The 23,291-nt window shown below is 38.2% G+C and carries 12 protein-coding genes and 2 tRNA genes; 8 read left to right on the top strand and 6 right to left on the bottom strand.

Features of this window, described 5'->3' with window-relative positions; translation table 11 throughout:
* Window positions 1-44: 44 nt before the first annotated feature.
* Window positions 45-2,660 (top strand): DNA gyrase/topoisomerase IV subunit A, encoded by a 2,616-nt coding sequence (locus OOZ15_RS09515; RefSeq protein ID WP_265956163.1) that lies wholly within the window; start codon window positions 45-47, stop codon window positions 2,658-2,660.
* Between the two features lie 171 nt (window positions 2,661-2,831).
* Here OOZ15_RS09515 and OOZ15_RS09510 read toward each other — a convergent pair whose 3' ends face one another.
* The 3 genes from OOZ15_RS09510 to OOZ15_RS09500 are packed head-to-tail and all read right to left on the bottom strand — an operon-like array spanning window position 2,832 to window position 4,464.
* Complete coding sequence (locus tag OOZ15_RS09510) at window positions 2,832-3,665, bottom strand: TerC family protein (protein WP_265956162.1); 834 nt, start codon at window positions 3,663-3,665, stop codon at window positions 2,832-2,834.
* 2 nt (window positions 3,666-3,667) lie between these two features.
* A complete protein-coding gene (locus OOZ15_RS09505) occupies window positions 3,668-4,048 on the bottom strand; it encodes a hypothetical protein (protein WP_265956161.1) in 381 nt (126 codons plus the stop codon).
* Window positions 4,048-4,464 (bottom strand): helix-turn-helix domain-containing protein, encoded by a 417-nt coding sequence (locus OOZ15_RS09500; protein WP_265956159.1) that lies wholly within the window; start codon window positions 4,462-4,464, stop codon window positions 4,048-4,050. Before OOZ15_RS09500 ends, OOZ15_RS09505 begins: the two co-directional genes overlap by 1 nt.
* Before the next feature lie 433 nt (window positions 4,465-4,897).
* On the opposite strand from OOZ15_RS09500, the gene OOZ15_RS09495 reads away from it, so the two are divergent.
* The 7 genes from OOZ15_RS09495 to OOZ15_RS09465 all read left to right on the top strand — a co-directional run bounded on the left by OOZ15_RS09495 (window position 4,898) and on the right by OOZ15_RS09465 (window position 12,880).
* Complete coding sequence (locus OOZ15_RS09495; RefSeq protein WP_265956157.1) at window positions 4,898-6,031, top strand: M14 family metallopeptidase; 1,134 nt, start codon at window positions 4,898-4,900, stop codon at window positions 6,029-6,031.
* 100 nt (window positions 6,032-6,131) lie between these two features.
* Window positions 6,132-6,611: an Lrp/AsnC family transcriptional regulator gene (locus OOZ15_RS09490; RefSeq protein WP_265956155.1), complete on the top strand. Its 480-nt coding sequence runs from the start codon at window positions 6,132-6,134 to the stop codon at window positions 6,609-6,611.
* Window positions 6,612-6,698: 87 nt separating this feature from the next.
* On the top strand, window positions 6,699-9,287 hold the full coding sequence (locus OOZ15_RS09485; RefSeq protein WP_265956153.1) for a phosphoenolpyruvate carboxylase: 2,589 nt from the start codon (window positions 6,699-6,701) through the stop codon (window positions 9,285-9,287).
* Window positions 9,288-10,098: 811 nt separating this feature from the next.
* Window positions 10,099-10,659: a tetratricopeptide repeat protein gene (locus tag OOZ15_RS09480; RefSeq protein ID WP_265956151.1), complete on the top strand. Its 561-nt coding sequence runs from the start codon at window positions 10,099-10,101 to the stop codon at window positions 10,657-10,659.
* A 1-nt stretch (window position 10,660) separates the two neighbouring features.
* Window positions 10,661-10,733, top strand: a tRNA-Asp gene (locus OOZ15_RS09475).
* A 5-nt stretch (window positions 10,734-10,738) separates the two neighbouring features.
* A tRNA-Gln gene (locus OOZ15_RS09470) sits at window positions 10,739-10,810 on the top strand.
* Window positions 10,811-11,782: 972 nt separating this feature from the next.
* Window positions 11,783-12,880 carry a slipin family protein gene (locus OOZ15_RS09465; protein WP_265956149.1) on the top strand — a complete coding sequence of 366 codons (1,098 nt, stop codon included), beginning with the start codon at window positions 11,783-11,785 and terminating at the stop codon, window positions 12,878-12,880.
* Window positions 12,881-12,932: 52 nt separating this feature from the next.
* Here the strand turns inward: OOZ15_RS09465 and OOZ15_RS09460 are convergent, their stop codons facing one another.
* From OOZ15_RS09460 to uvrA, 3 genes are all read right to left on the bottom strand, one after another.
* Window positions 12,933-19,490, bottom strand: coding sequence for an alpha-2-macroglobulin family protein (locus OOZ15_RS09460; RefSeq protein WP_265956147.1), 6,558 nt, complete (start codon window positions 19,488-19,490; stop codon window positions 12,933-12,935).
* A gap of 140 nt (window positions 19,491-19,630) precedes the next feature.
* Window positions 19,631-20,320, bottom strand: coding sequence for an LOG family protein (locus OOZ15_RS09455; RefSeq protein WP_265956145.1), 690 nt, complete (start codon window positions 20,318-20,320; stop codon window positions 19,631-19,633).
* A complete protein-coding gene (uvrA, locus tag OOZ15_RS09450; RefSeq protein ID WP_265956191.1) occupies window positions 20,298-23,150 on the bottom strand; it encodes an excinuclease ABC subunit UvrA in 2,853 nt (950 codons plus the stop codon). Before uvrA ends, OOZ15_RS09455 begins: the two co-directional genes overlap by 23 nt.
* Window positions 23,151-23,291 lie beyond the last annotated feature (141 nt).

Here is a 23,291-nt window from a genome sequence, read left to right as displayed (position 1 = left end):
ACATTAAAAACCAACAACTTAAAAATATTCTATATTAATCTTTTATGGAAGAAAACACAGAATTGAATCCAGAGGAAAATAGCGGTCAGGAAACGATTACCCGCGTGGGAGGGATGTATGAAGACTGGTTTCTGGATTATGCTTCTTATGTAATTTTGGAAAGGGCAGTACCGGCCATAGAAGACGGCTTTAAACCGGTACAGCGCAGAATTATGCATTCTTTAAAAGAGCTGGACGATGGCCGCTACAACAAAGTGGCAAACATTGTGGGGCACACCATGCAGTACCACCCACATGGAGATGCCAGTATTGGTGATGCCATGGTACAAATCGGACAAAAAGATTTGTTGATCGATACCCAAGGGAACTGGGGGAATATTTTAACAGGAGACAGCGCTGCGGCGCCGCGTTACATCGAAGCCCGCTTGTCAAAGTTTGGTTTGGAAGTCATTTTTAGTCCGAAAATCACGGAATGGCAGCTCAGTTACGACGGAAGAAAGAAAGAACCCATAAATCTTCCTGTAAAATTCCCATTGCTATTGGCACAAGGGGCAGAAGGAATTGCCGTCGGACTTTCCACTAAGATCATGCCGCATAACTTTGTAGAGCTGATCGACGCTTCTATAAAACACCTCAAAGGAAAACGATTCACCATCTATCCTGATTTCCCTACAGCGGGAATTATGGATGTGACCAACTACAACGAAGGGAACAGAGGAGGGAAAATACGTGTGCGTGCAAAAATTTCGCAATACGACAAGAACACCTTAGTTATCAACGAAATTCCTCATGGAACAAACACTTCAAGTCTGATAGATTCTATCCTGAAGGCAAATGACAAGGGAAAGATCAAAATAAAGAAAATAGAGGACAATACGGCAGCCGAAGTGGAAATCTTAGTCCATTTACCCAACGGAATTTCCCCGGATAAGACTATCGATGCACTTTATGCGTTTACGGCTTGCGAAACCTCTATTTCCCCGCTTGCCTGTGTTATCGAAGACAACAAACCTTTATTCATTGGAGTAAATGAAATGTTGAGGCGCTCTACCGATAATACGGTGGAGCTGTTGAAGCAAGAGCTGGAGATTCAGCTTCAGGAATTGGAAGAGCAATGGCATTTTGCTTCGCTGGAACGTATTTTCATAGAGAACAGGATATATCGCGACATCGAAGAAGAAGAAACCTGGGAAGGTGTGATTTCTGCGATCGACAAAGGCTTGAAACCATACACAAAACATCTGAAACGAGCCGTTACCGAAGCTGATATTGTCCGCCTGACGGAAATAAGGATCAAGCGTATATCCAAGTTTGATATCGATAAAGCACAACAAAAAATAGATGCTTTAGAAGACGATATTGAACAAGTGAAGCATCATTTGGAGCATTTGATCGAGTATGCGATTGATTATTTCTCCCATTTAAAAAAGACTTACGGAAAGGGACGGGAGCGTAAGACTGAGATTAGAATATTCGATGATATTGAAGCTTCGAAAGTGATTGTCAGAAATACAAAATTGTATGTCAATCGTTCAGAAGGGTTCATCGGAACTTCCTTAAAGAAAAACGAATACGTGTGTGACTGCAGTGATATTGATGATATTATTGTGTTTACGGCTACCGGAAAAATGATGGTCACCAAAGTAGATTCCAAGACTTTTATTGGCAAGGATATTATCCACGTGGCAGTGTTCAAGAAAAAAGACAAGCGCACCACCTACAATATGATCTACAAAGATGGAAAAGGTGGAGCTACTTATGTAAAGCGCTTTAACGTAACCAGTATCACGCGTAACAAAGAATATGATCTTGCCAAAGGAAAAGCAGGGTCGAAGGTTTATTATTTTTCTGCCAATCCCAATGGGGAAGCCGAAGTGGTTACCGTTTTCTTGAGACAAGTGGGAAGCATCAAAAAACTGAAATGGGATTTAGATTTTGCCGATATCCTTATCAAAGGGCGGAATTCCAAAGGAAACATCGTTAGTAAATATGCCGTAAAACGCATCGAACTGAAAGAAAAGGGTGTTTCCACGCTGAAACCCAGAAAAATATGGTTCGACGACACCATCCAGCGCCTGAATGTGGACGGAAGAGGAGAATTATTGGGTGCTTTTAAAGGAGAAGACCGACTTTTGGTGATTACCCAGGAAGGAATTGCAAAGACCATTGTACCGGAATTGACCACCCATTTTGACAACGATATGATCGTTCTAGAAAAATGGAGCCGAAAAAAGCCTGTTTCAACGATTTATTACAATGGCGAAAAGGAATTGTATTACGTAAAACGCTTTTTGATTGAAACTGAAGACAGAGAAGAATCTTTTATACCCGACCACTCAAAATCCCGTCTCGAAATCGTTTCTACGGATTGGCGCCCGGTAGCTGAAATAGAATTCACCAAAGAAAGAGGTAAAGACCGTAAACCCAATCTGGAAATTGATTTAGAAGAGTTTATAGCCATAAAAGGGATAAATGCTATTGGAAATCAGTTGACAAAAGACAAAGTTAATCAGATTAGCTTGCTCGATCCGCTGCCTTACGAAGAGCCCGAAGAAGTTCAACCCGAAGATATGGAGGTTGTTGAAGAAGAAGATGTAAGTGCTGAAAAAAAAGATGAGTCCGCTAAAAAAAGTGATAGTGACCCTACTTTGTTTGATTAAGTTTTAAAAAAGTTATAATCACAGGTCAGGTCGAATGGTCTGTCCTAAGTGAAGTCGAAGGGCCTAGGCTCTTTCAGTAAAAATGCTTCCCGATACATTTTTATTCCATTATCACTCCATAAAAACCTTGAAGTGACGGTATTTTAATCGATGTAAAACATCAGTTGATATTCAACGATTAGTTATACCGTCTGTGTTGTCCTTGTTTTTCCCGATCAATTCCGCTTTTTTACGAAAACGCATATTTAGAAACTCCACAAGGAGTGAAAAAGCAATGGCAAAATACAAATACCCTTTAGGAATAGCCCCAATTTCTTGTCCGAAGATTTGAGTATGTGATAAATGTGCTGCCTCAGTAACGAGCATAAACCCGATCAGGATTAGAAAAGACAATGCCAATAACTGCATTGATGGGTGTTTGTTGATAAAAACACGAATCGGATTTGCAAACGTCATCATGATGATGATAGATATCACAACCGCGATGATCATTAAAACCAAAGCGTCTTTTGGTCCACTTCCAATGCCACTTGTCATTCCTACAGCGGTAAGGATAGAATCTATCGAAAAGATAAAATCGATAATCACGATCTGGACGATCGCTTTTGAAAAGGTAGAGATTTTTTTGGCTTTCAATTCGTTTACATCATGATCGGGGAGTTCCATTTTTTCATGAATTTCTGAAGTACTTTTGTACAAAAGGAACATTCCGCCGACAAAAAGGATAATAGCCTGCCAACTTATTCCCATGGTGAGCCACGAAGTATTTATATGATAAAAAGGTTCTGACAAACCGACCAAAAAAGAAACAAGGAACAAAAGTATAATTCGCTGAGCCATAGCGAGGAGCAACCCCCAATTTGTAGCTTTTTTTTGCTGATCTGCAGGCAGTCTGTTTGCAGCGATAGAAATAAAAATAATATTGTCGATGCCTAGAACGATTTCAAGAAAAGTCAGTGTGAGCAATGCCACCCATGCATTTGCACTTGTTAGGATTTCAAACATATTCAGTCGATTTTAGTGGCTATTCCCTTTTGTTTGTTTGTTTTATCACCAACAACGGAATACTCAAAAGTATATGTTTTTTTACTGGTAGTCAATATTTTCATGTGAATTGCTTTTGCTTCCTGTGCAGAAGTGGGGTTCAATTTTTTGACGATAAATTCGCAATCATTAATCCAACGAACGGAGTTGGAATCAACTTTATCTTCAAAATAATCTACTTCAAGCGTGTCGTTCCTCACAAACCGACTTGTTTTCTCTTCACCATCCAATGTATAAGTGAATTCGAATTCTCCGGTTTTAAAATCGGCACAATTGCGTTCTTGTTGGTAGCAAGAAGTAAATAAGAGCAGAAAAAGGCAACTAGAAATAATAAATCTCATCATCAGGTATTTTTAAACTCCTCAAAGGTACCATTCTTGTAAAATATGACAATACGTGAGATTTCATTATTTTGGGATTTATCTTCCATTTTTTCTTTTACGGAAGTTACAGCGGGAGAATCTTCTGCAGATTTATGAGCAAGTTTTTCTTCAGTAAACAAATTTGCTGCCGGAGTTGGAGTTTCTTCGTCGACAGGGGGAAAACTTCCTTTTCCATTCAGCAACCAATACAATTCTATTTCAGGGAAATTTTGAAGAATGCGCATTACAAAATCCAAACTCGGATTATTACGTCCGGATAAGAGGTGAGAGATAGAAGACCGTTGTACACCAATCCTGTCAGCAAAAGCAGAAGCCGAAAGATCGTAGTAATCCAGTATTTTTTCAAGCCTTTTTATAAATTCCTCTTTGTTCACCATTGTAAACACAGCTTATCAATTGATTAAGTTTACAAATGTAACTAATAATGCTACGTAATCCAAAAGAATAGTAATTTTAAAGAGAATAATTCAATCTCTAGCTTTAAATAAATTAATATAACTATATGATTTATATTTAATTATAGTGTATAAATTAAAGAATGTTAAAATTAATATCAAACTTGTATACAACAGTGAAAATCCATACTCTATTATACGATTAAATAGATTACAAAAGTAAATTACTGGTGTTTATTATTGTAAACAATTATAATTTTACATTTGTCAACAGTCTTAGGAAAAGTCTACGAGACAAAAGGCAAGAAACCTAAAACATTTTGATGCAAGCATGTCTGCCGACGAAGGCAGGCATTGCAACCCCCGATAGTTATCGGGATTAAATCTCACTTAGTGAGTAAACTTAATTCAGGACATGCAGTACACAAAAGAGTTTATTGATACGTATTCAACCTATAGGGCTTCCAAAATCAGAGGCCGTTATATTACTGATAGGAATATCGAACCTTTAATGAGTTCGTATAGCGATCCTTTTAATGTTGAAGTTGTAGGCGAATCTGTTCTTGAAAAACCTATCCACACTATAAAAATAGGCTCAGGAAGGATCAAATTGATGATGTGGTCGCAAATGCACGGGAATGAATCGACCACGACAAAGGCTGTATTCGATCTGTTGAATTATATAAACACAAATAAAGCCTTTAAGAATTTTATACTGGGAAATTTCAGTATATGTATCATTCCAATGCTTAATCCTGATGGGGCAGAAGCTTACACACGTGTAAATAGCAACAAAGTGGACCTTAACAGGGATGCACAGAACTTATCTCAACCTGAAAGCAAGGCGTTGAGGGGTGTTTTTGATAGTTTTAGACCTGATTTTTGCTTCAATCTGCACGACCAGCGTACAATTTTCAGTGCCGGAAAAACCAATCGCTCTGCCACGGTGTCTTTTCTTACACCGGCAGAAGACAAAGAACGAAAAGTAACTTCCGGGCGAAAAAGAAGCATGGAACTCATAGTAAAGATGAACGAAATGCTTCAAAATCACATTCCGGGGCAGGTGGGGAGGTATGACGATGGTTTTAACCTGAATTGTGTGGGCGATACATTCCAATCTATGGGTATTCCAACGGTTTTGTTTGAATCCGGTCACTACCCGGATGATTATGAAAGGGAAAAAACCCGAAAATATATTGCTTTTTCGTTGGTTACTGCCATAGAATATTTAGGGACACACGATATTTCAGGAAAAGAATATCAAGCCTATTTTGATATTCCAGAGAACGAAAAACTATTTTATGATGTGATTTTAAGAAAATGTCCGGTAACAACTAAGAGCGGAATTGAAGCAAAAGACGTAGCGGTACTCTTTAAGGAAACGTTATTAAATGGTAAAATCGAGTTTATTCCCTCTGTAGAACACATAGAGTCTTATTTGCATTATTATGGACATAAGGAATTAGATCTGAGCAAAATAGATACCAATCCTGTTGAATTACATGAATTAAACGCCAGCTATTTAACAAAATTTTTAAAGAAAATTTAAAGAAATCGGGGATTTGTTGAAAAAATAATTAGTGTTCGATTGTGAATAATTCAATTTTTTTTGTTTTTTTTGCTTATTGTTTGAAGATAATTAAATAACTATGGCAAAATTTAAATTAGACGAGGTAGATCACCAAATTCTCGATATGTTGATTGAGAATACCCGAACTCCCTTTACAGATATCGCTAAAAAACTGCTCATTTCTGCTGGGACGGTTCACGTTAGGGTAAAAAAAATGGAAGAAGCAGGAATCATTAGGGGCTCTTCACTTACACTGGATTATATAAAATTAGGATACTCATTCATTGCGTATGTAGGGGTGTATCTTGAGAAAACGCATCAAACAAAATTTGTGTTGGAGCGTTTGAATCAGATTCCTTATATAACAGTAGCTCATATTACTACAGGAAAATTCAATATCTTTTGTAAAATAAGAGCAAAAGATACCAAACACGCTAAAGAAGTCATATTTAAAATAGATGATATTGATGGTGTTTCCAGAACAGAGACAATGATCTCATTGGAAGAAAGCATTAACGATAAGAGACGTTTAATGCACACCATTTTTAACGATTTGTAAAATATCTGTTTAAAAACAGTAATCAAGCTCTCTCAGTCATGGTATTGAGAGGGTTTTTTGTATTTTTACCTAAAACTGTAGTTCAATATGCAAAGAAAACCTAAGATCGACCGATTCAACGAAAGTGTTTTATCAAGATATCAAATCTACAACAGTATTTTCATCACACTTCCTTTTGATGAGATAACAAATACAGGGGTTTTATTACCTCTTTTTTCTGAAACCTGTGAAAAAGGATATGAAAAAGACAAAAACCCTTCGGAGATTGTAGACCGTTTTTTTAAAAAATATCATGAAAGCCCTTCCGAAGAGAATAAGAACGACCTCCTTTTTAGGTTTATTCAATATATAGAAAGACAAGTGGTTCTATTTGATGCGATTGAAGACGCTACGTTTTCGGTGGTTAATAATATGGACGGCAGGGGATCGTTGCGGAATGTAAAGGAAGAAGCCGAAGCCAGAAATAAAATGCCGGAACTCAAAGCTTATCTTGAACATTTCAAGGTGCGTCCGGTGTTAACAGCTCACCCCACTCAATTTTATCCGGGTTCTGTGTTGGGGATTATAACCGATCTTTCGGAAGCCATCAAGGAGAATGATTTGAACCTGATCAAAAAACTACTGGCACAATTGGGGAAAACTCCATTCTTCAAAAAAGAAAAGCCAACCCCTTATGATGAAGCTGTGAGTTTGATATGGTATTTGGAACACGTGTTTTACCAATCGTCAAGTCAGATATTCAACTATATTCAAAACAATATTTTTGGAGATACCGAATTGAGCAATCAAGTGCTCAATCTTGGATTTTGGCCTGGAGGAGACAGGGACGGAAATCCGTTTGTGACCACCGAAATCACCTTAAAAGTGGCCGATCGCTTGAGAAGTACTATCTTAAAAAACTACTATCGCGATGTGAGAAAACTTCGCAGACGCATTACCTTCAAGTTTGTCGATAAATTGATCACCGATCTTGAAGATAAGCTTTATGAAAATATTTTTCTGGAAAGTGGAAGAACAACCATTACCCCGGAAGAAACCATGGACACTTTATTGGAAATAAAGGAAATATTGGTAGCAAAACATCAATCCTTGTTTGCAGATGAGATCAGTGATCTTATCAATAAGATGAAGTTGTTCGGATTCTTTTTCGCTAATTTGGATATCCGCCAAGACTCAAGGGTACACCACAATGTGTTGTCGAATATCGTTGAAGAATCCTTGGGTATGGGATTGGATATTTTCCCGAAGAATTACAGCAAACTTTCAGAAGAAGAGCAGATAAAATCCTTAGGAAAGGTTGTAGGGAAGGTGAATCCGAGTTTGTTCAAACACGAAATGAGCCGTATTACCCTGGAATCCATATACGCGATGAAAACCATTCAGAACAACAATGGAGAATTGGGGTGTAATCGTTATATCATCAGTAATAATGGTAGTGTCATGAATGTGATGGAAGCTTTTGCTATGATCCGTATGTGTGATTGGGAAAAGCCGACCGTTGATGTCATTCCGCTATTTGAAACGGTGGACGATCTTGAAGATGCCCACAATGTGATGGAAACCCTATATACCAACAAGTCGTATGCAGAGCATCTTAAACGCAGAGGGAACAAACAAACCATAATGCTTGGATTCTCAGACGGAACCAAGGATGGAGGTTATTTAATGGCCAACTGGAGTATTTACAAAGCCAAAGAAGCATTAACGACTATTTCGAGAAAATACAATGTTAAAGTGGTCTTTTTTGACGGTAGAGGAGGTCCACCGGCACGTGGAGGTGGTAAAACGCATCAGTTCTATGCCTCATTAGGACCTACAATTGAGAATGAGGAAGTACAGCTGACCATTCAAGGGCAGACCATTAGTTCAAATTTTGGTACTTTGGAATCTTGTCAGTACAATTTAGAACAATTGTTGAGCTCCGGAATTGCTAACAACGTTTTTAGTGATGAAGCCGACAGGCTTAATGATGAAGACCGCGATACGATGAACCGTTTGGCGGAAATCAGTTACAACGCTTATGTAGATTTTAAAAAGCATCCTAAATTCCTTCCGTATCTCGAGCGTATGAGTACATTGAAATACTATGCAAAAACAAATATAGGAAGTAGGCCATCCAAACGAGGGAAGTCTGATAAATTAGTTTTTTCTGATCTAAGGGCTATTCCATTTGTAGGAAGTTGGAGCCAGTTAAAACAAAATGTACCCGGATTTTACGGTGTTGGGATTGCTATAGAACAGTTTGTAGAGAACAAGGAATTTGACAAAGTGCAATCGCTTTATAAAAACTCCGCTTTTTTCAGAACATTGCTTGAAAACAGTATGATGAGTTTAACCAAATCATTCTTCAAACTAACAGCATATATGCAAAATGACAAAGAATTTGGAGAATTCTGGAAAATTATACACGACGAATACCAGCGCAGTAAAGCCATGTTGTTGAAGGTAACAGGATATTCTGAACTGATGGAAGATACACGTTCTATGAGAGCATCTATCCAGATTAGGGAGAATATAGTGTTGCCACTGCTCACTATCCAACAATACGCTTTATTACGTATTCAGGAATTGAGCAAGTCCAAAAAGGAATCGGATACTAAATTGCGCGAAGTCTATGAGCGTATGGTAACCCGTTCTCTATTCGGAAACATCAATGCGAGTAGGAATTCGGCTTAAAAGGTTGAAACAAATTTTTAAGTAGATTATTTCATTTTCAAAAAAAATAATCATCTTTGTATCACAAATGAAACCATTAACTGTACATATCGAATTAAAATCACTGCCCACACAGTGGTGTTTTCGAGGGATGAATGATATTTTCCTTCGGAAAACGGATGCTTTACAGTTAGTTTTAGGTTTTTGATGGGAAAAACCAAATAAAAAACACAATACCAAAGCGTCCAAAACTTTATTTTGGACGCTTTTTTTATGGGGTTTTATAACTGAAATCATATAAAGTGAAAATAAACTAATTTTTTTTGAAACATTTGAGTATCAGGTTTAACAACATATAATACCAGCATTGAAAAGTAAGCAATTGAGCAACAGTATTTTGACTGAAATTCACAGTATCTGCCCTTGAGCGGACAAGAATCCTTATGTTTCAAAATAAACATAACTAACTGATAGTCAATAAAATAAATTGATATTTTTATTTGTATTTTAAAAAATGGTTTTCATATTTGCATCGCGGTTTGCAAAACAGAACTGCTAAGAATTAATAACAAAAACAAGAAGCCATGCAAAAGCATATTACAACATCAGGACAAAAGTATAACGACCCCGCGTCGTTTTGTTTACTGCTTCGGTATTTTCTTCTGAAAGCCCATAATGGGCATTAAACATAAAAAAATCCTCAGAAAAAATCCGAAGCAATTAAAAACTGTTTCGGATTTTTTTATTCCCGATAAATTCCAGAATACACAAATCCGTACAGTATCAATCTTATGCCTTAGCGCATATTGTTTAACTGAATTGATTTGTGAAAATGGAAACAACATTACATAATATTTATTTGTTCAAGGCACTGGATGCTTATCCGTATGATTTAGGAGAAACAGTGGAATCGTTGAATTACGCCTTGTCATATGACAGTAAAAACGTTGAAGCACTTTGTCTTTTGGCCAAGTTGTATACCTATCAGCTTAAGGACTATGAAGCGGCAAAAAACATTTATGCCGAAGCTTTGGCGGCCGGAATGGAAAGCCCATTGGTTTATCCCGGGTATGTTCATGTGCTTTTGCTGAATGAAGAATATGAAGAAGCACACAAACTGGCCGATTTTGCCCTTAAAGTAAAAGGCACTGACAAAACTGTGCTCAAGCTCTTAAAAGGTTTGCTCTACGAAAGTCAAGCAAACTATAAAAAAGCCAAAAAGAGCTATAAAGAAGCTTTGCAATTGAGCATAGACAACAGTTTTGTTACCCACGTGGAAGGAGAGCTGAATAGGGTAGAGAAAAAAGTGAAGCGAATTCAAAAGAAGAAAAAGAAAAAGGTAAAAAAGTTACCAGGAAAAAAGAAGTCTAACAAAAAAAGAAAGGAGAAATAAAAGTACCGTAGCTCAAAGGCTAGAGTGTCCGGTTGTCTACCGGGAGGTTACGGGTTCGAGCCCCGTCGGTACTGCAAACAGCCCCATGGTGTAATGGCTAGCATATAAGATTTTGGTTCTTGTGGTAAGGGTTCAAATCCTTTTGGGGCAACAAAATACCTCTTTAGCTTAAAGGGAAGAGCTGTGGTAAAAGATTTTATCGAAACCATGGAGTGATTGGAAGATGTTGTTAGCGACGAGCTTGCTAATGAATAGAATTTGCAGAAGCACCGAAATTAGTAAGGAAGCGCATTTAGAGTCAATCTGTTTGCACCAGCAAAAGTATCAGTTCGAATCTGGTAAGAGGGACATGTGTTTTAATAAGAGACTCCTGCTTTTGCAGGGAATGATATCAAGCAGGTCTTGTTGGGTGTTTCTGTATAGCACCATTGTATAAAACGCTGCACAAGGTGTATGGTAGTTTTATGTGCAGCTTGACTTGAAGGTTTCGGCTGTTTACCAAAAAATGGCTTACACTATAGGTCGCGGGTTCGAGTCCCGCTCCGTCATAGGCGGATAGTTCAGTAGGTAGAACGATAGACTTGGATGCACAGGTTCGAATCCTGTAGCGGTCTTGAAAACCGTTTAGCTCAGGTGGCTAGAGCACCATGCTTTTAACATGGGTTGATTTGCAGAATGGGGTAACCCGGTCTGCTCCAAAGCGTGTCATCTTGTAAAACGTGACAGTAACAGTCAGCAAAACTGTTAAAACAAAACAACTGTAAAGCAGATCGGCAATCCGGCATCTTGTGTGCAGGAGAGTAGTCTGGAAAGTACTTTGAAACATGTGCTATAAAATCAAGGAAGGTTATTCCTTTTGCGGTTTCAGAAACTGAGGTAACGTATTATTTATATGTCCCCTTTGTTTCCCATTCCTCAAAACGAATTTCCAAACCGGATTGGGAGTCTTGTTTCCATACCTGATAGATGGTTTGCTTTCGGTTGTTTTTAAAAGAAAATGAACGAGACTAAAAATAAACTTTGAAAGTTATTAACCGCGGCAGTAACGTCAAAGCCGGCAAATTCTGTAAAAGGAAAATGCCATCATTATGTTCAATTTTTAAATGAAGTAAATATTTAACAGATGAAAAGAGTAAGGATTAATAAAGGAAAAGTAGGTTTGGTCTTCAGAAAAGGAGACTACAAACGCACTATCTCTACCGGAACACACTGGTTGAGTTTGGGTGAGACCATTTTGAAGTATGACTTGTCCAAAGCATTCTATCCAAGTGTTTCAACAGATGTGTTGCTTCAGGATGAGGCATTGAAAAGTCTGTTGTACGTGGTAGAAGTAAAGGACAACGAATTGGTTTTGATGTTTGAAAACCAGAATTTCAAAGGCGTGCTTACTTCCGGTAGGCATTTGTTCTGGAAAGGTTTGGTGGACTATGGTTTTACTTATGTTGATTTGAGCAAGATCTATATCACTGAAAATGTAGATAAGGCTTTGTTCAATAACTACGAAGTATCCAGGTACATCAGGGCCTTTGAGGTCGCTGCTTATGAAAAAGCAGTGCTTATCGTGGATGATGTGTATGTAAAAACCTTGGGAAGCGGTACATATCGTTTCTGGAGGAACGACACTACCATCAAAATCGCCAAGGCTGATATGAGGCAGTTGCAACTGGAAATTGCCGGACAGGAATTGTTGACTAAAGACAAGGCTACCATCCGTATCAACTTTTACACACAGTACAAAGTAACCGATGTGGAAAAAGCGTTGTTGGAAAACAAGGATTACGAAAAGCAGTTGTATGTACTGTTGCAATTGGCCATCCGTGGCTTTGTGGGTACTTACACCTTGGATGAGCTTTTGGAAAACAAAGAAAACATTGCGCAAGCTGTGTTTGAAACTGTTAAAACAGAAGCTGAAAAATTGGGTGTAAAAGTGCTTAACACCGGTATCAGGGATGTGATTTTGACAGGTGACATGCGCGATATCATGAACCAAGTGCTTGTAGCTCAAAAAAGGGCACAAGCCAACGTCATCACTAGGCGTGAAGAAACAGCTTCAACTAGAAGCTTGCTCAACACTGCTAAGTTGATGGATGAAAATGAAATGCTCTTCAAATTGAAAGAGATGGAATATGTGGAAAAAATTGCTGATAAGATTGGTGAAATCACCGTAGCCGGAAACGGAAATGTGGTTTCTCAACTAAAGGAAATTTTTTCCGGTAAATAGTCAAGGAAACGCTGAATGATTAGCGTTTCCTTTTTTGTTATGTGTATATTTTTTATTCAACTCTCAACCTAATCCCTTTAGAATGCCCACTGAATTCCGGGGCATACATACTTTGAAGGGTAGAGATGCCATTAGAGAAATTTCCGGAATTGTTTACTCTTAAATCGTATTCAAAGATATAAGTGCCTTTTGGCAGGATATCAAAGAAGAAATGCGTTGCCACATCCTTGGTACTTTGGTAATAACCTAATCCGTCTTGCCATTTGTATTCTGAAAGTACGTCAATGGGTTCTAAACCGGCTGCACGCATATCTTTGAGATGAATAAATTCCATATCATTCTCGGAGGTGATTTCAATCCTAACGGTGATTAAATCACCTACTTTCAAAGCTTCGGTATTGTTAATGTGAACCAGCTGCTTTCCTGAGTCGGTACTCTTTTTAAGGTATAGTTCTTTTTTAACTGATAAAGGGGATTCTTCGGCAGTTTTTATCTTGTCCAGATCTTCAAAATATTGCCAGTACACACCGCCGTAACCTGTAACATCGCTTTTGTTGACTACTTTAACCTCGCTCATTTTTTGGGTGATTTCATCAGCTTTCCAATTGAGTTTAAAATAACCGGTGCCGGCTTCTTTTTTAGCAGCTTCCATTTTTTTCGTTTTTATTTTTTCTGAACCTATGGTAATAACGGTATTATCGGTTACCGAAAGCCAATCAGAATCATGCATTAACAAGGCATAAACTGCTTCGGTTGTTGCTTTAGTGGTTTCCCAATTGTTGGTTCTTTTGTTCTGAAGCAACCAAAGTTTTAACTCATCGGTGATTTTCTTGTCATTTTTTATTTCAGAAAAGACTTCAATCAATAGGGCATGGGTTTCTATCGGAGATTGGTACCAGTACCAACTCGCTTTATTGTCTTTCCAGTACATGCCATTTTCTTCTGAATGCACCGCATTTTCAAACAGGGATTCTATAATATCTTCTGATAGCTTCTTTTTATCCATCCTATGGAGGTATAAAGCCATCATAGCTTTGCCATAAAGGCTCATCGTTAACCAGTCTTCCTTGCTTTTTCCGAGGTAATAATCAACAATTTTTTGGGTTTCTTCATTAAAGGGATGTTCCTTCAAATAAAAACTTCTCAAATACAAATAATGAATAACTCCATGGTTTAAATGAATATCTTTTTCCTTTTTGATATACTTTTTACGTCTGTTATAATTGTTGATAAATTCACTATCGAGGTATTTTATAGCTTTCTTCACAATCTCGTTGGTTCTGTACTGATATTCAGATGAAATATTCAATTGTTTTATATGTCCAAAGCCAGCTACAATATGACGGGTGATGAATTCGTTTTCCCTACCGCCTGCAAACCAAGGGAAACCACCTGAGGCACTTTGGAGTTCATCAAGTTTGTTTAAGGTATACATCTCCTGTTCGGCAAGTTTTTCCATATCGAACAACTCGGCTAAGCTCTGTTTTTGCTCAGCTTCCGATTGCACATCTTTAAGCCATGGGGTTTCTTGAAGTAGAATAGATTTTAATTCTTCGTTGGTTTCCAAAAGAGATTTGTCCGTATTGTTCTTTTTCCAGCTGTCAAACACTTCTTTGATCTTCGGGTTACTGTTTAAAATATGTGCTGCTATGGCATTGGAGTAGTATTTAGAAAAGGTCTGTTCAGCACAATCATAGGGAAACTCCATTAAATATGGCAACGATTTAATGGCATACCATACCGGGTTGGAAGTGTATTCCAAGGTAAACAAATGATTTTTTAGAGTAGGGGAGTTATTGTTTTTCAATCCGTTTAAAACCACTTCTTTTTCTGTTTTAGGCTTCACCCAAATGGGTTTGGATTCCGTTACCAAAGTCCTGTTGGTCAACACCGGCAAAATATTCTCTTCTCCATCTGAAAAATTACCCGATTTGGCTACAATTTTGTACTGCAGGGCTTGGATTCCTTGTGGAACCACAAGTTTCCATGAAACATTGGTGCTACCTTTTGCAGTAACATTAAAGTTTTTATTGAAGTCAACATTACTAAAATTAGCATCAACAGCTTTCATGCTAACAGCATCATACAGTTGAAGCACTGATGTACCGGACATGGCCTCGGTGGTTAAATTGGTGATTTTGGCTGAAAAAACAATGGTGTCATGTTCCCTTAAAAACCGGGGTGGATTGGGAATGACCATTAAATCTTTTTGAGTAACAGCAGTTTTTTCCACAGTACCAATAGCAAGCTCCTTGTTGTGTGCCAAAAGCATCAATTTCCATTTGGTAAGTGCTTGTGGTGAATCAAAATTGAAAGAAATCACCCCGTCTTTATCGGTTGTAAGATGAGGAAAGAAGAAAGCCGTTTCTTTCAAATTATCACGGGCATCGACTTGCATCACTTCCTCCATCCCTTTTTTGGTTGTGATGACGATAACTCCATTGGCTCCTTTCGCCCCGTATATAGAAGTTGCTGCTTCCCCTTTTAAAACGGTCGTGTCTGCTATATCTTCCGGATTTGCAGTATAGTTAATTTCTGTCTGGATAACCCCATCAATTATCAAAAGTGGTTTTTTGCCATCTTGTACAGACGAACTACCTCTTATGGTAATTTGTTGCGTTGCTCCAGCGGTATTTTTTTGTATTTCAACTCCTGCTACGCTTCCTTGCAATGCCCCTATTACTTCAGAATCGCTCATTGCCGCTTCTTTTTGGACTCCATAACCTACTGTAACAACTTCTTCTAATGCTTCCATGCTTTCCATCATAGAAACACTAACGGTATTGTTCACCACAGTTGCTTCTGTAGAAACCATACCTATATATGAAAATACCAGCACGTCACCTTTTTTGGTTTCAAGGGTGAAATTACCGTCAAAATCGGTTTGAGCACCTCTGGAAGTTCCTTTGATAACCACATTCACACCCGGAAGCGGCAGTCCATCCTGACCAGTTACTGTTCCTGAGATTGTGCCGCCACCAACCCTAACAGATTTAGATTTGTCTTCTGAGGCTTCCAAAGCTTTTTGTCTGGCGAGCTTTCTTAAATATCTCTTGTTGGTATATATATTGCCATTAAAGTCAAAGCCAAACCAATACAAAGCCTTGTAACTCTTATATGGTGTGGTTCCATAACCATAAATATTGTTATTGAACGTCCTAAAGTTTTCAGTATTAAAATAGTTATCAGCACTGGTTCCGGGAGTGCTGTAGTAATTATAATTGTTAAATCCGATATTAGCATTCCAGTCGTGTTCTTTAAATTCGTCTAAGGACATATCATACATGGAAGCCAATACTTCGGCATCTGTGTTTTTGTCCACACCGGTGATTTTGAAACTCCATGTTTCCGGCTGGTCGGGCTTTAAATGATTTCGGAAGCTTAGCGTTTCAATATTAAGGAAGTTCTCGGCTTTGGCAAACCGAACATCAAAAGACTGTTGTTTAAACCGGTTGTACTTCACATAGTTGTATTTTACGGTGATTTTATCGGTGAATGATTTTCTTACCGGGATTTTTACCTTGGTATTTCCTTTTTCAAGAAGTACATTTTTATCCAGCAAACTTTTCTCCTTGTAATAAGCCGATAGGTTTAAATTGACAGTGTCCAGGGGAGTGGTAAACAAGAGTTCCACATAGCCGTCTTCTATAAAAGTTGAATTCAATATCTTATAATCGACAGCAGCTTCCTGATATGGAGTATTGTTATTGGCATCTTTAAGGGTGAATTCTTTTTCGATTGTTATGGAATCTCCTTGTTTATTAATTGCCGTACCCAAAGCTACATAATAGCCCGGTTGCCATTTGCTTAGGTTTTTCAAGGTTATTTCTGATGTACCTGAAGTATCCAATTCTTGCTCTAAAACCATGCTTCCTCTGGGCCAGTTGACTTTTACTTCGGTACTGTCGTATGAAATATTAGGAAAAAGGGCAATAAACTCTTCCTTGGGGATGGATTGAATCTCCGGTAGTTCCCAAAATCGTTCTTTCAAAAACCTGTCGGGATGTTGTAGTTGATATATTTTGAGGCTTCCTGTTGATGTAATAATTTCCCCATTCAGGTTCTTGCTTTCGATTTTGATGATTTCTTCGGAAGAAGTACTCATGTTTGGATTCAACTGCAAATCCATTTCAATATTGTGATAGCCTAGCCTTAAACTGGTTTGTGCACTACGTGTTTCTCCGTTGATGTCGGTTACATCAACTGAAACCACATAATTAAAAATAGGTTTTTGAGCTTTGGTTAGGGTGCTGTCGGGAGTCGCAATAAAATCGACTTCAAAATTCCCTTTGTCATCGGTGGTGGTCACTCCGTTTTTAATAACCTGATCCGGGGAATTGTGATAACTTGAAAAATACCAATTATGCTCGGTTTCCCGTTTAACGGTATATTTAACTTCAGCTCCGCTGATGTTACTTCCCAAGAATGCTTTTGCATCTCCGCTCATCAAAATGCTATCACCAAATTTATAGCTTTCAGTAACAGGATCCATTACGACTTCAAATCGCGGACGTTTGTATTCTTCCACAGAAAAATAAACGTCTCTATATTCAATATCGTCTATTTTTTCCCAGTAAGGGTCATCATCACCATCCATATTCATATCTTCATCCATTTCAATATAAAATTCACCTGTAAGTACATTGGAAGGTAATTTGAATTCCCCACTGACCGACCCGTATTTATTGGTTTTAAGTCTGAATTCCTTTATCTCATTATCATTGGTATCATAGGCTATAACAGAAACATAGACATTAGGAACCACTGAAGAGACTCCGTTTTTCTGTTCAATCAATATCCCCTTAAAATAGATAGTTTGTCCGGGTCTGTAGATACTCCTGTCCAGGTATATATAAGGTTTTGCTTCCCACCAATCATCTTCACCATCATCTTCATATTCGTTTTTTTGATAGAGTGAAAAATCCTTGAAAACGGTATCGTTTGCAGATGATATGGTATATTCCAGGTCGTAGTATTCTTTTTTGGGTCTTTTTAATATAAAGGTTCCATCTGAATTGGTTTTTCCTGTCTTATATGTTTTAAAATCTTCACTTACAACAACATTAGCCTTTTTGATTGGATTTCCGGTAAATCTGTCTAATACCTTTAGCGAGAGGTAGTCGTCATAATTCGTTGAAAGTACAGACATATTGCTAACGGCTATAGCTCCATAGCCCAAAACATCTTCAAAAGCTTTAGGGGCTTCATTTTTACCGGCAATCAGAATGTAATGGCCGCTTTCAAATTTTGGTAACACAATTTCCGTGCTGTATTGGTAATAATCGTTTTTATTGGGTAATTTGAATTTTTTATGTTTGATAGGAGCGGCAGATCGAATTTTTCTTTTTACAATTGAATCGAATGTGCTCCGGTTCCAGTAATAATTACCTTTCGGAAGTATTTTAGCTGGTATTTTATATGCAAATACATGAACGCTATCTATATTTTTAAACTTAACCTGTGCTAAAATAGGTTTGTTAGGAATAGTGTATTTTTCAGTTTTAAAGTTGAAGAATGGGTTTTCTATTTTCTCCTTCAAAGTCTTACAATAATGCGCCCCTTCCGATTTTGGGAAGTCCTGGATAACTTTATCGCATATTTCGAGGGCTTTTTTTCTTTTGCTATTGAATTTAGGGCTGTTATCTCCCGTTGTTGTATCATATAAGTCTTTTGCTATTTGATAGTTGATGATACTTGAAGCTTCCTTTCCTTTAAACTGATTGGATAATGATTTCAGTCTGTTGTCATAAATAAGTTCTTTGTTTTCAAAAACCCCGTTTTCTTTTACAAAATTCAAGCGTTTTAAAAGCACATCTACATAAGCGAGATGATTTGTTTTGGATAGGTGGAAATTTTCTAGTTTTTGATAGAGTTTAAGGGCATTTCTTTTGGAAAAAACACTGTCCGTGGTATAGAAATCTTCTTTTACAAAATCAGCTGTGGCGCCCAAGGCAACCGGGTCGTTGATAATAAACTCATCTTTTGGCCGGGTGACATAATATTTCTCATCGCTGTAAAAGCTAATTGCCCTGTGTGCGAGGAAATCAAACAGGGTAGGGCGGTATTGTTCGGATTTATCACCGCTTGTGAGAATAACTTCAAAATCCCCGATAGGAATATTTTTTAATCGTTCTTCATCTTGAAGGGAATTTCGATAGTGTTTCTCAATTTCCTGGGTAAGCTTATCAATGCCCCAGGTTTTATAATCCGTAGACGATGTGGAGGAATCCGTTTTTGACCTGTTTCGGATAGTATACTGATTTTTATTCAGGTATTGTTCTAATATTTGAGCATAAACGGACTCCAAAATTGCTGTTGTCGGGAATTTTGATTCTTCAATCAATGAAGAAATATCAGTTATTATGAGATCTTGGGAATCCTCTTTGGTGGTATTAATAAATTTTGAATGATATAGGAAACACTTAATGATTTGGGACGTGTTTTTTTGCCTTTTGGATTTTCTGTAGATTTTGTCAACAACTTCAAGAGCGCTTTTGGGCTTTCCTTCTAATTCATGGCCTTCAACTTCTTGCCAAAATTTTTTATAATCTTGAGAATAAGTAAACTGACAAGCAATCAGGATTAATAGGTAGGGTAGTAGTTTCTTCACAAGGGTTAGATTTAAATTTTATAGAAAAATACACAATTCATTTCATCGAAAAAAATATACCCTATAAACTACAAAAAGTACAGTCATGCCATTTTAATGATAGAAAACTGTACTTTTAAATTGTATGCAATAATGCCCTCCTAGAAATTCGGACTCAAATTATATTTCTTGTAGAAGCTGTCCAACACATCAATCACCTCATCTTCGGTATCAACGATGGAGATTAGGTCGAGGTCTTTTGGACTAATATTTCCGTATTCTTCCAACAATGTGGTTTTAACCCATTTCATGAGTCCGCCCCAAAATTCACTACCTATTAAAATAATCGGGAACTTCCCAATTTTATTGGTCTGAATAAGTGTAATTGCCTCAAAAAGCTCGTCCATTGTGCCGAAACCGCCGGGCATAACCACAAATCCTTGTGAGTATTTTACAAACATTACCTTTCTGACAAAGAAGTAATCGAAATCCAAACTTTTATCGCTATCGATATACGGATTGTCATGCTGCTCAAAAGGGAGTTCGATATTCAATCCGACCGAAGTACCACCGGCCATATGGGCACCTTTATTCCCGGCCTCCATAATCCCAGGGCCTCCTCCTGTAATCACTCCGTAACCGGCTTCCACAATCTTGTTGGCTATATTTTGAGCCAGTTTATAGTATTTGCTATCGGGTTTTGTTCGCGCAGACCCAAAAATAGACACGCAAGGACCTATGCTGCTCATTTTTTCAAATCCGTTTACAAATTCTCCCATGATCTTAAAAATAGCCCAGGAGTCGTTCGTTTTTATTTCATTCCATCCCTTATGATGCCTTTCTTTTCTCATCTTTTAATTCTTTTTTTAAATATTTAGCGGTATAACTTTTTGTATTCTTGATGATGTGTTCTGGGGCTCCGGTAACAATCACATCCCCACCACTTTTTCCACCTTCCATCCCGATATCGATAATATGATCCATCATTTTGATGACGTCCATATTGTGTTCTATGATCAAAACAGTATTTCCTTTGTCGGTCAGTGTATTCAACACCCCCATGAGTACCCTGATATCTTCAAAATGAAGTCCGGTTGTAGGTTCATCTAGAATGTAAAAAGTGTTTCCGGTGTCTTTTTTGGATAATTCCGTAGCCAATTTAACCCGCTGTGCCTCTCCTCCTGAAAGTGTGGTGGACTGCTGACCTAAAGTGATATAGCCCAAACCAACATCCTGTAATGTGATCAGTTTTCGGTGTATCTTCGGAATGTTTTCAAAGAAATCAACAGCTTGATTGATGGTCATATGCAAAACATCGGCAATTGATTTTCCTTTGTAGCGTATTTCGAGGGTTTCCCTGTTAAAGCGTTTTCCTTGACAGGTTTCACAATCAACCGTAACATCGGGCAGGAAGTTCATTTCGATAACGCGAACCCCAGCGCCCTGACAGGTTTCACATCTTCCGCCTTTTACATTAAAACTGAACCTCCCCGGTTTATAGCCTCGAATCATAGCTTCAGGGGTTTGTGTAAAAAGACGTCGTATTTCACTAAAAACCCCGGTATAGGTTGCCGGATTTGACCTAGGTGTCCTTCCGATAGGCGACTGGTTGATATCGATCACCTTATCGATGTTTTTCAAGCCTTTGATGCTTTTGTAGGGCATGGGTTTTTTAACCGCATTAAAGAAATGGGCATTCAGGATAGGGTAGAGGGTTTCGTTGATCAAAGTAGATTTTCCGCTTCCCGAAACACCGGTAACTCCTATCATTTTCCCAAGGGGGAATTCAACGTCAATGTTTTTCAGGTTATTTCCTGTACAGCCTTTTAAAGCGATGGATTTCCCATTGCCTTTTCGTCTTTTTTCAGGAACAGCGATATTCTTGGTTCCCGTGATGTAATCAGCCGTGAGGGTGTGATAGTTTTTTAAGGATGAAGGAGGCCCTTCAGAAATAATTTCACCTCCCAATCTTCCGGCTTCCGGGCCTATGTCGATCACGTGGTCTGCTCTTATGATCATATCTTTGTCATGCTCTACAACGATGACTGAATTCCCGATATTCCGCAGGGATTCCAAGGATTTGATCAAACGATCGTTATCCCGTTGATGTAGACCGATGCTCGGTTCGTCTAAAATATAAAGCACCCCGACCAATTGCGAACCTATTTGTGTAGCCAGGCGTATCCGCTGTGCTTCCCCTCCGGAAAGGGATTTTGAGCTTCTGGAAAGCGAAAGGTAATTTAAACCGACATCCAGCAAGAAACTTATTCTGGAGTTAATCTCCTTTAAAATCTCTTCAGCAATCTTTAACTGTTTTTTTGACAGATTTTTTGGAAGTTCTCTGAAAAACTCAGCTAATTCTACCATATCCATGGCGGAGAGTTCAGCAATATTCTTTTTGTTGACCTTGAAATAGAGCGATTCTTTTTTTAGTCGGCTGCCATCACAGTCAGGACAATCCACACGATCCATATATCCTTTTGCCCATCGGCGGATAGAGGTGGAGTTACTTTCTTCAAATTGGTTTTTGATGAAGCTTACGATTCCTTCGAAATCAATTTTATAATCCCTGGTAATTCCCAAGGTTTTGGATTCCACAGAAAACTTTTCATTCCCACCATTGAGAATCACTTCCATGGCTTCTTTCGGAATGTCCTTGATAGGATCGGTAAGTTTGAATTCATAACGTTGGGCTATAACTTCCAACTGTTTGAATATCCATGATTTTTTATATTCACCTAAAGGAGCTATTCCGCCCGATTTAATATTGGCATTTTCATTGGGAATTACCTTTTGAAGGTTTACTTCATATATTTTCCCTAAACCGCTACAAGTAGGACACATCCCTTTCGGGGAATTAAATGAAAAAGTGTTCGGTTCCGGATTGGGGTATGAGATCCCGGAAGTTGGACACATCAGATTCCGGCTGAAATAACGAGCTTCGGATGTACCGTGTTCAATAACCGTTAACACATCATTACCATGGTACATGGCTGTGTTGATGGATTCACTCAGGCGTTTTGAAGTGTTATCGGAATCATCTACCTGAAGTCGATCGATCACAATTTCGACGTCATGGGTTTTGTAACGATCTACCTTCATTCCTTTTTCAAGATCACGAATCTCACCATCGACTCTTACTTTGACAAAACCTTGCTTGGATATTTGTTCAAATAGCTCCCTGTAATGACCTTTTCTACTTCTGATTACGGGCGCGAGAATGTTGATCCGTTTGCCCATAAAATCCTTTAGAATCAAATCTTTTATCTGCTCATCGCTATAGCTGACCATTTTTTTACCTGTATTGTAGCTATACGCATCTGCCGCACGGGCAAAGAACAAACGTAAAAAGTCATAGATTTCGGTAATCGTCCCCACCGTAGATCTAGGGGATTTTGAAGTCGTTTTTTGTTCGATAGCGATAACGGGGGAGAGTCCGTCGATCTTATCTACATCCGGACGTTCTATCCCGCCAATAAATTGTCTTGCGTAGGCAGAGAAAGTCTCAATATACCTACGTTGTCCTTCAGCATAAATAGTATCGAAGGCCAATGATGACTTCCCACTACCGGAAAGTCCGGTGATGACCACCAGTTTTTCCCTGGGAATGGTCACATCTATATCTTTCAAATTGTGCACTCTGGCACCTTTTACTTCTATATTTTCATTAAAATTCGTCATATAAACCCAAAACCGCAAAGTTACTGTTTTATCGATTAAAATTGAAGCCGCTTTAAGTAAGATTCGTCTAACCCACTAAGTGGGCTTAATTCTCTATCAATTTGTATTGTAATAAACTAAACTTATTAGTTTAAATTTTTC

The sequence above is a fragment of the Galbibacter kalidii genome, from assembly GCF_026241135.1.
Taxonomy (GTDB): domain Bacteria; phylum Bacteroidota; class Bacteroidia; order Flavobacteriales; family Flavobacteriaceae; genus Galbibacter.
Note: the sequence above shows the minus strand (reverse complement) of the source record. Positions and strands in the feature narration are given on the sequence as shown.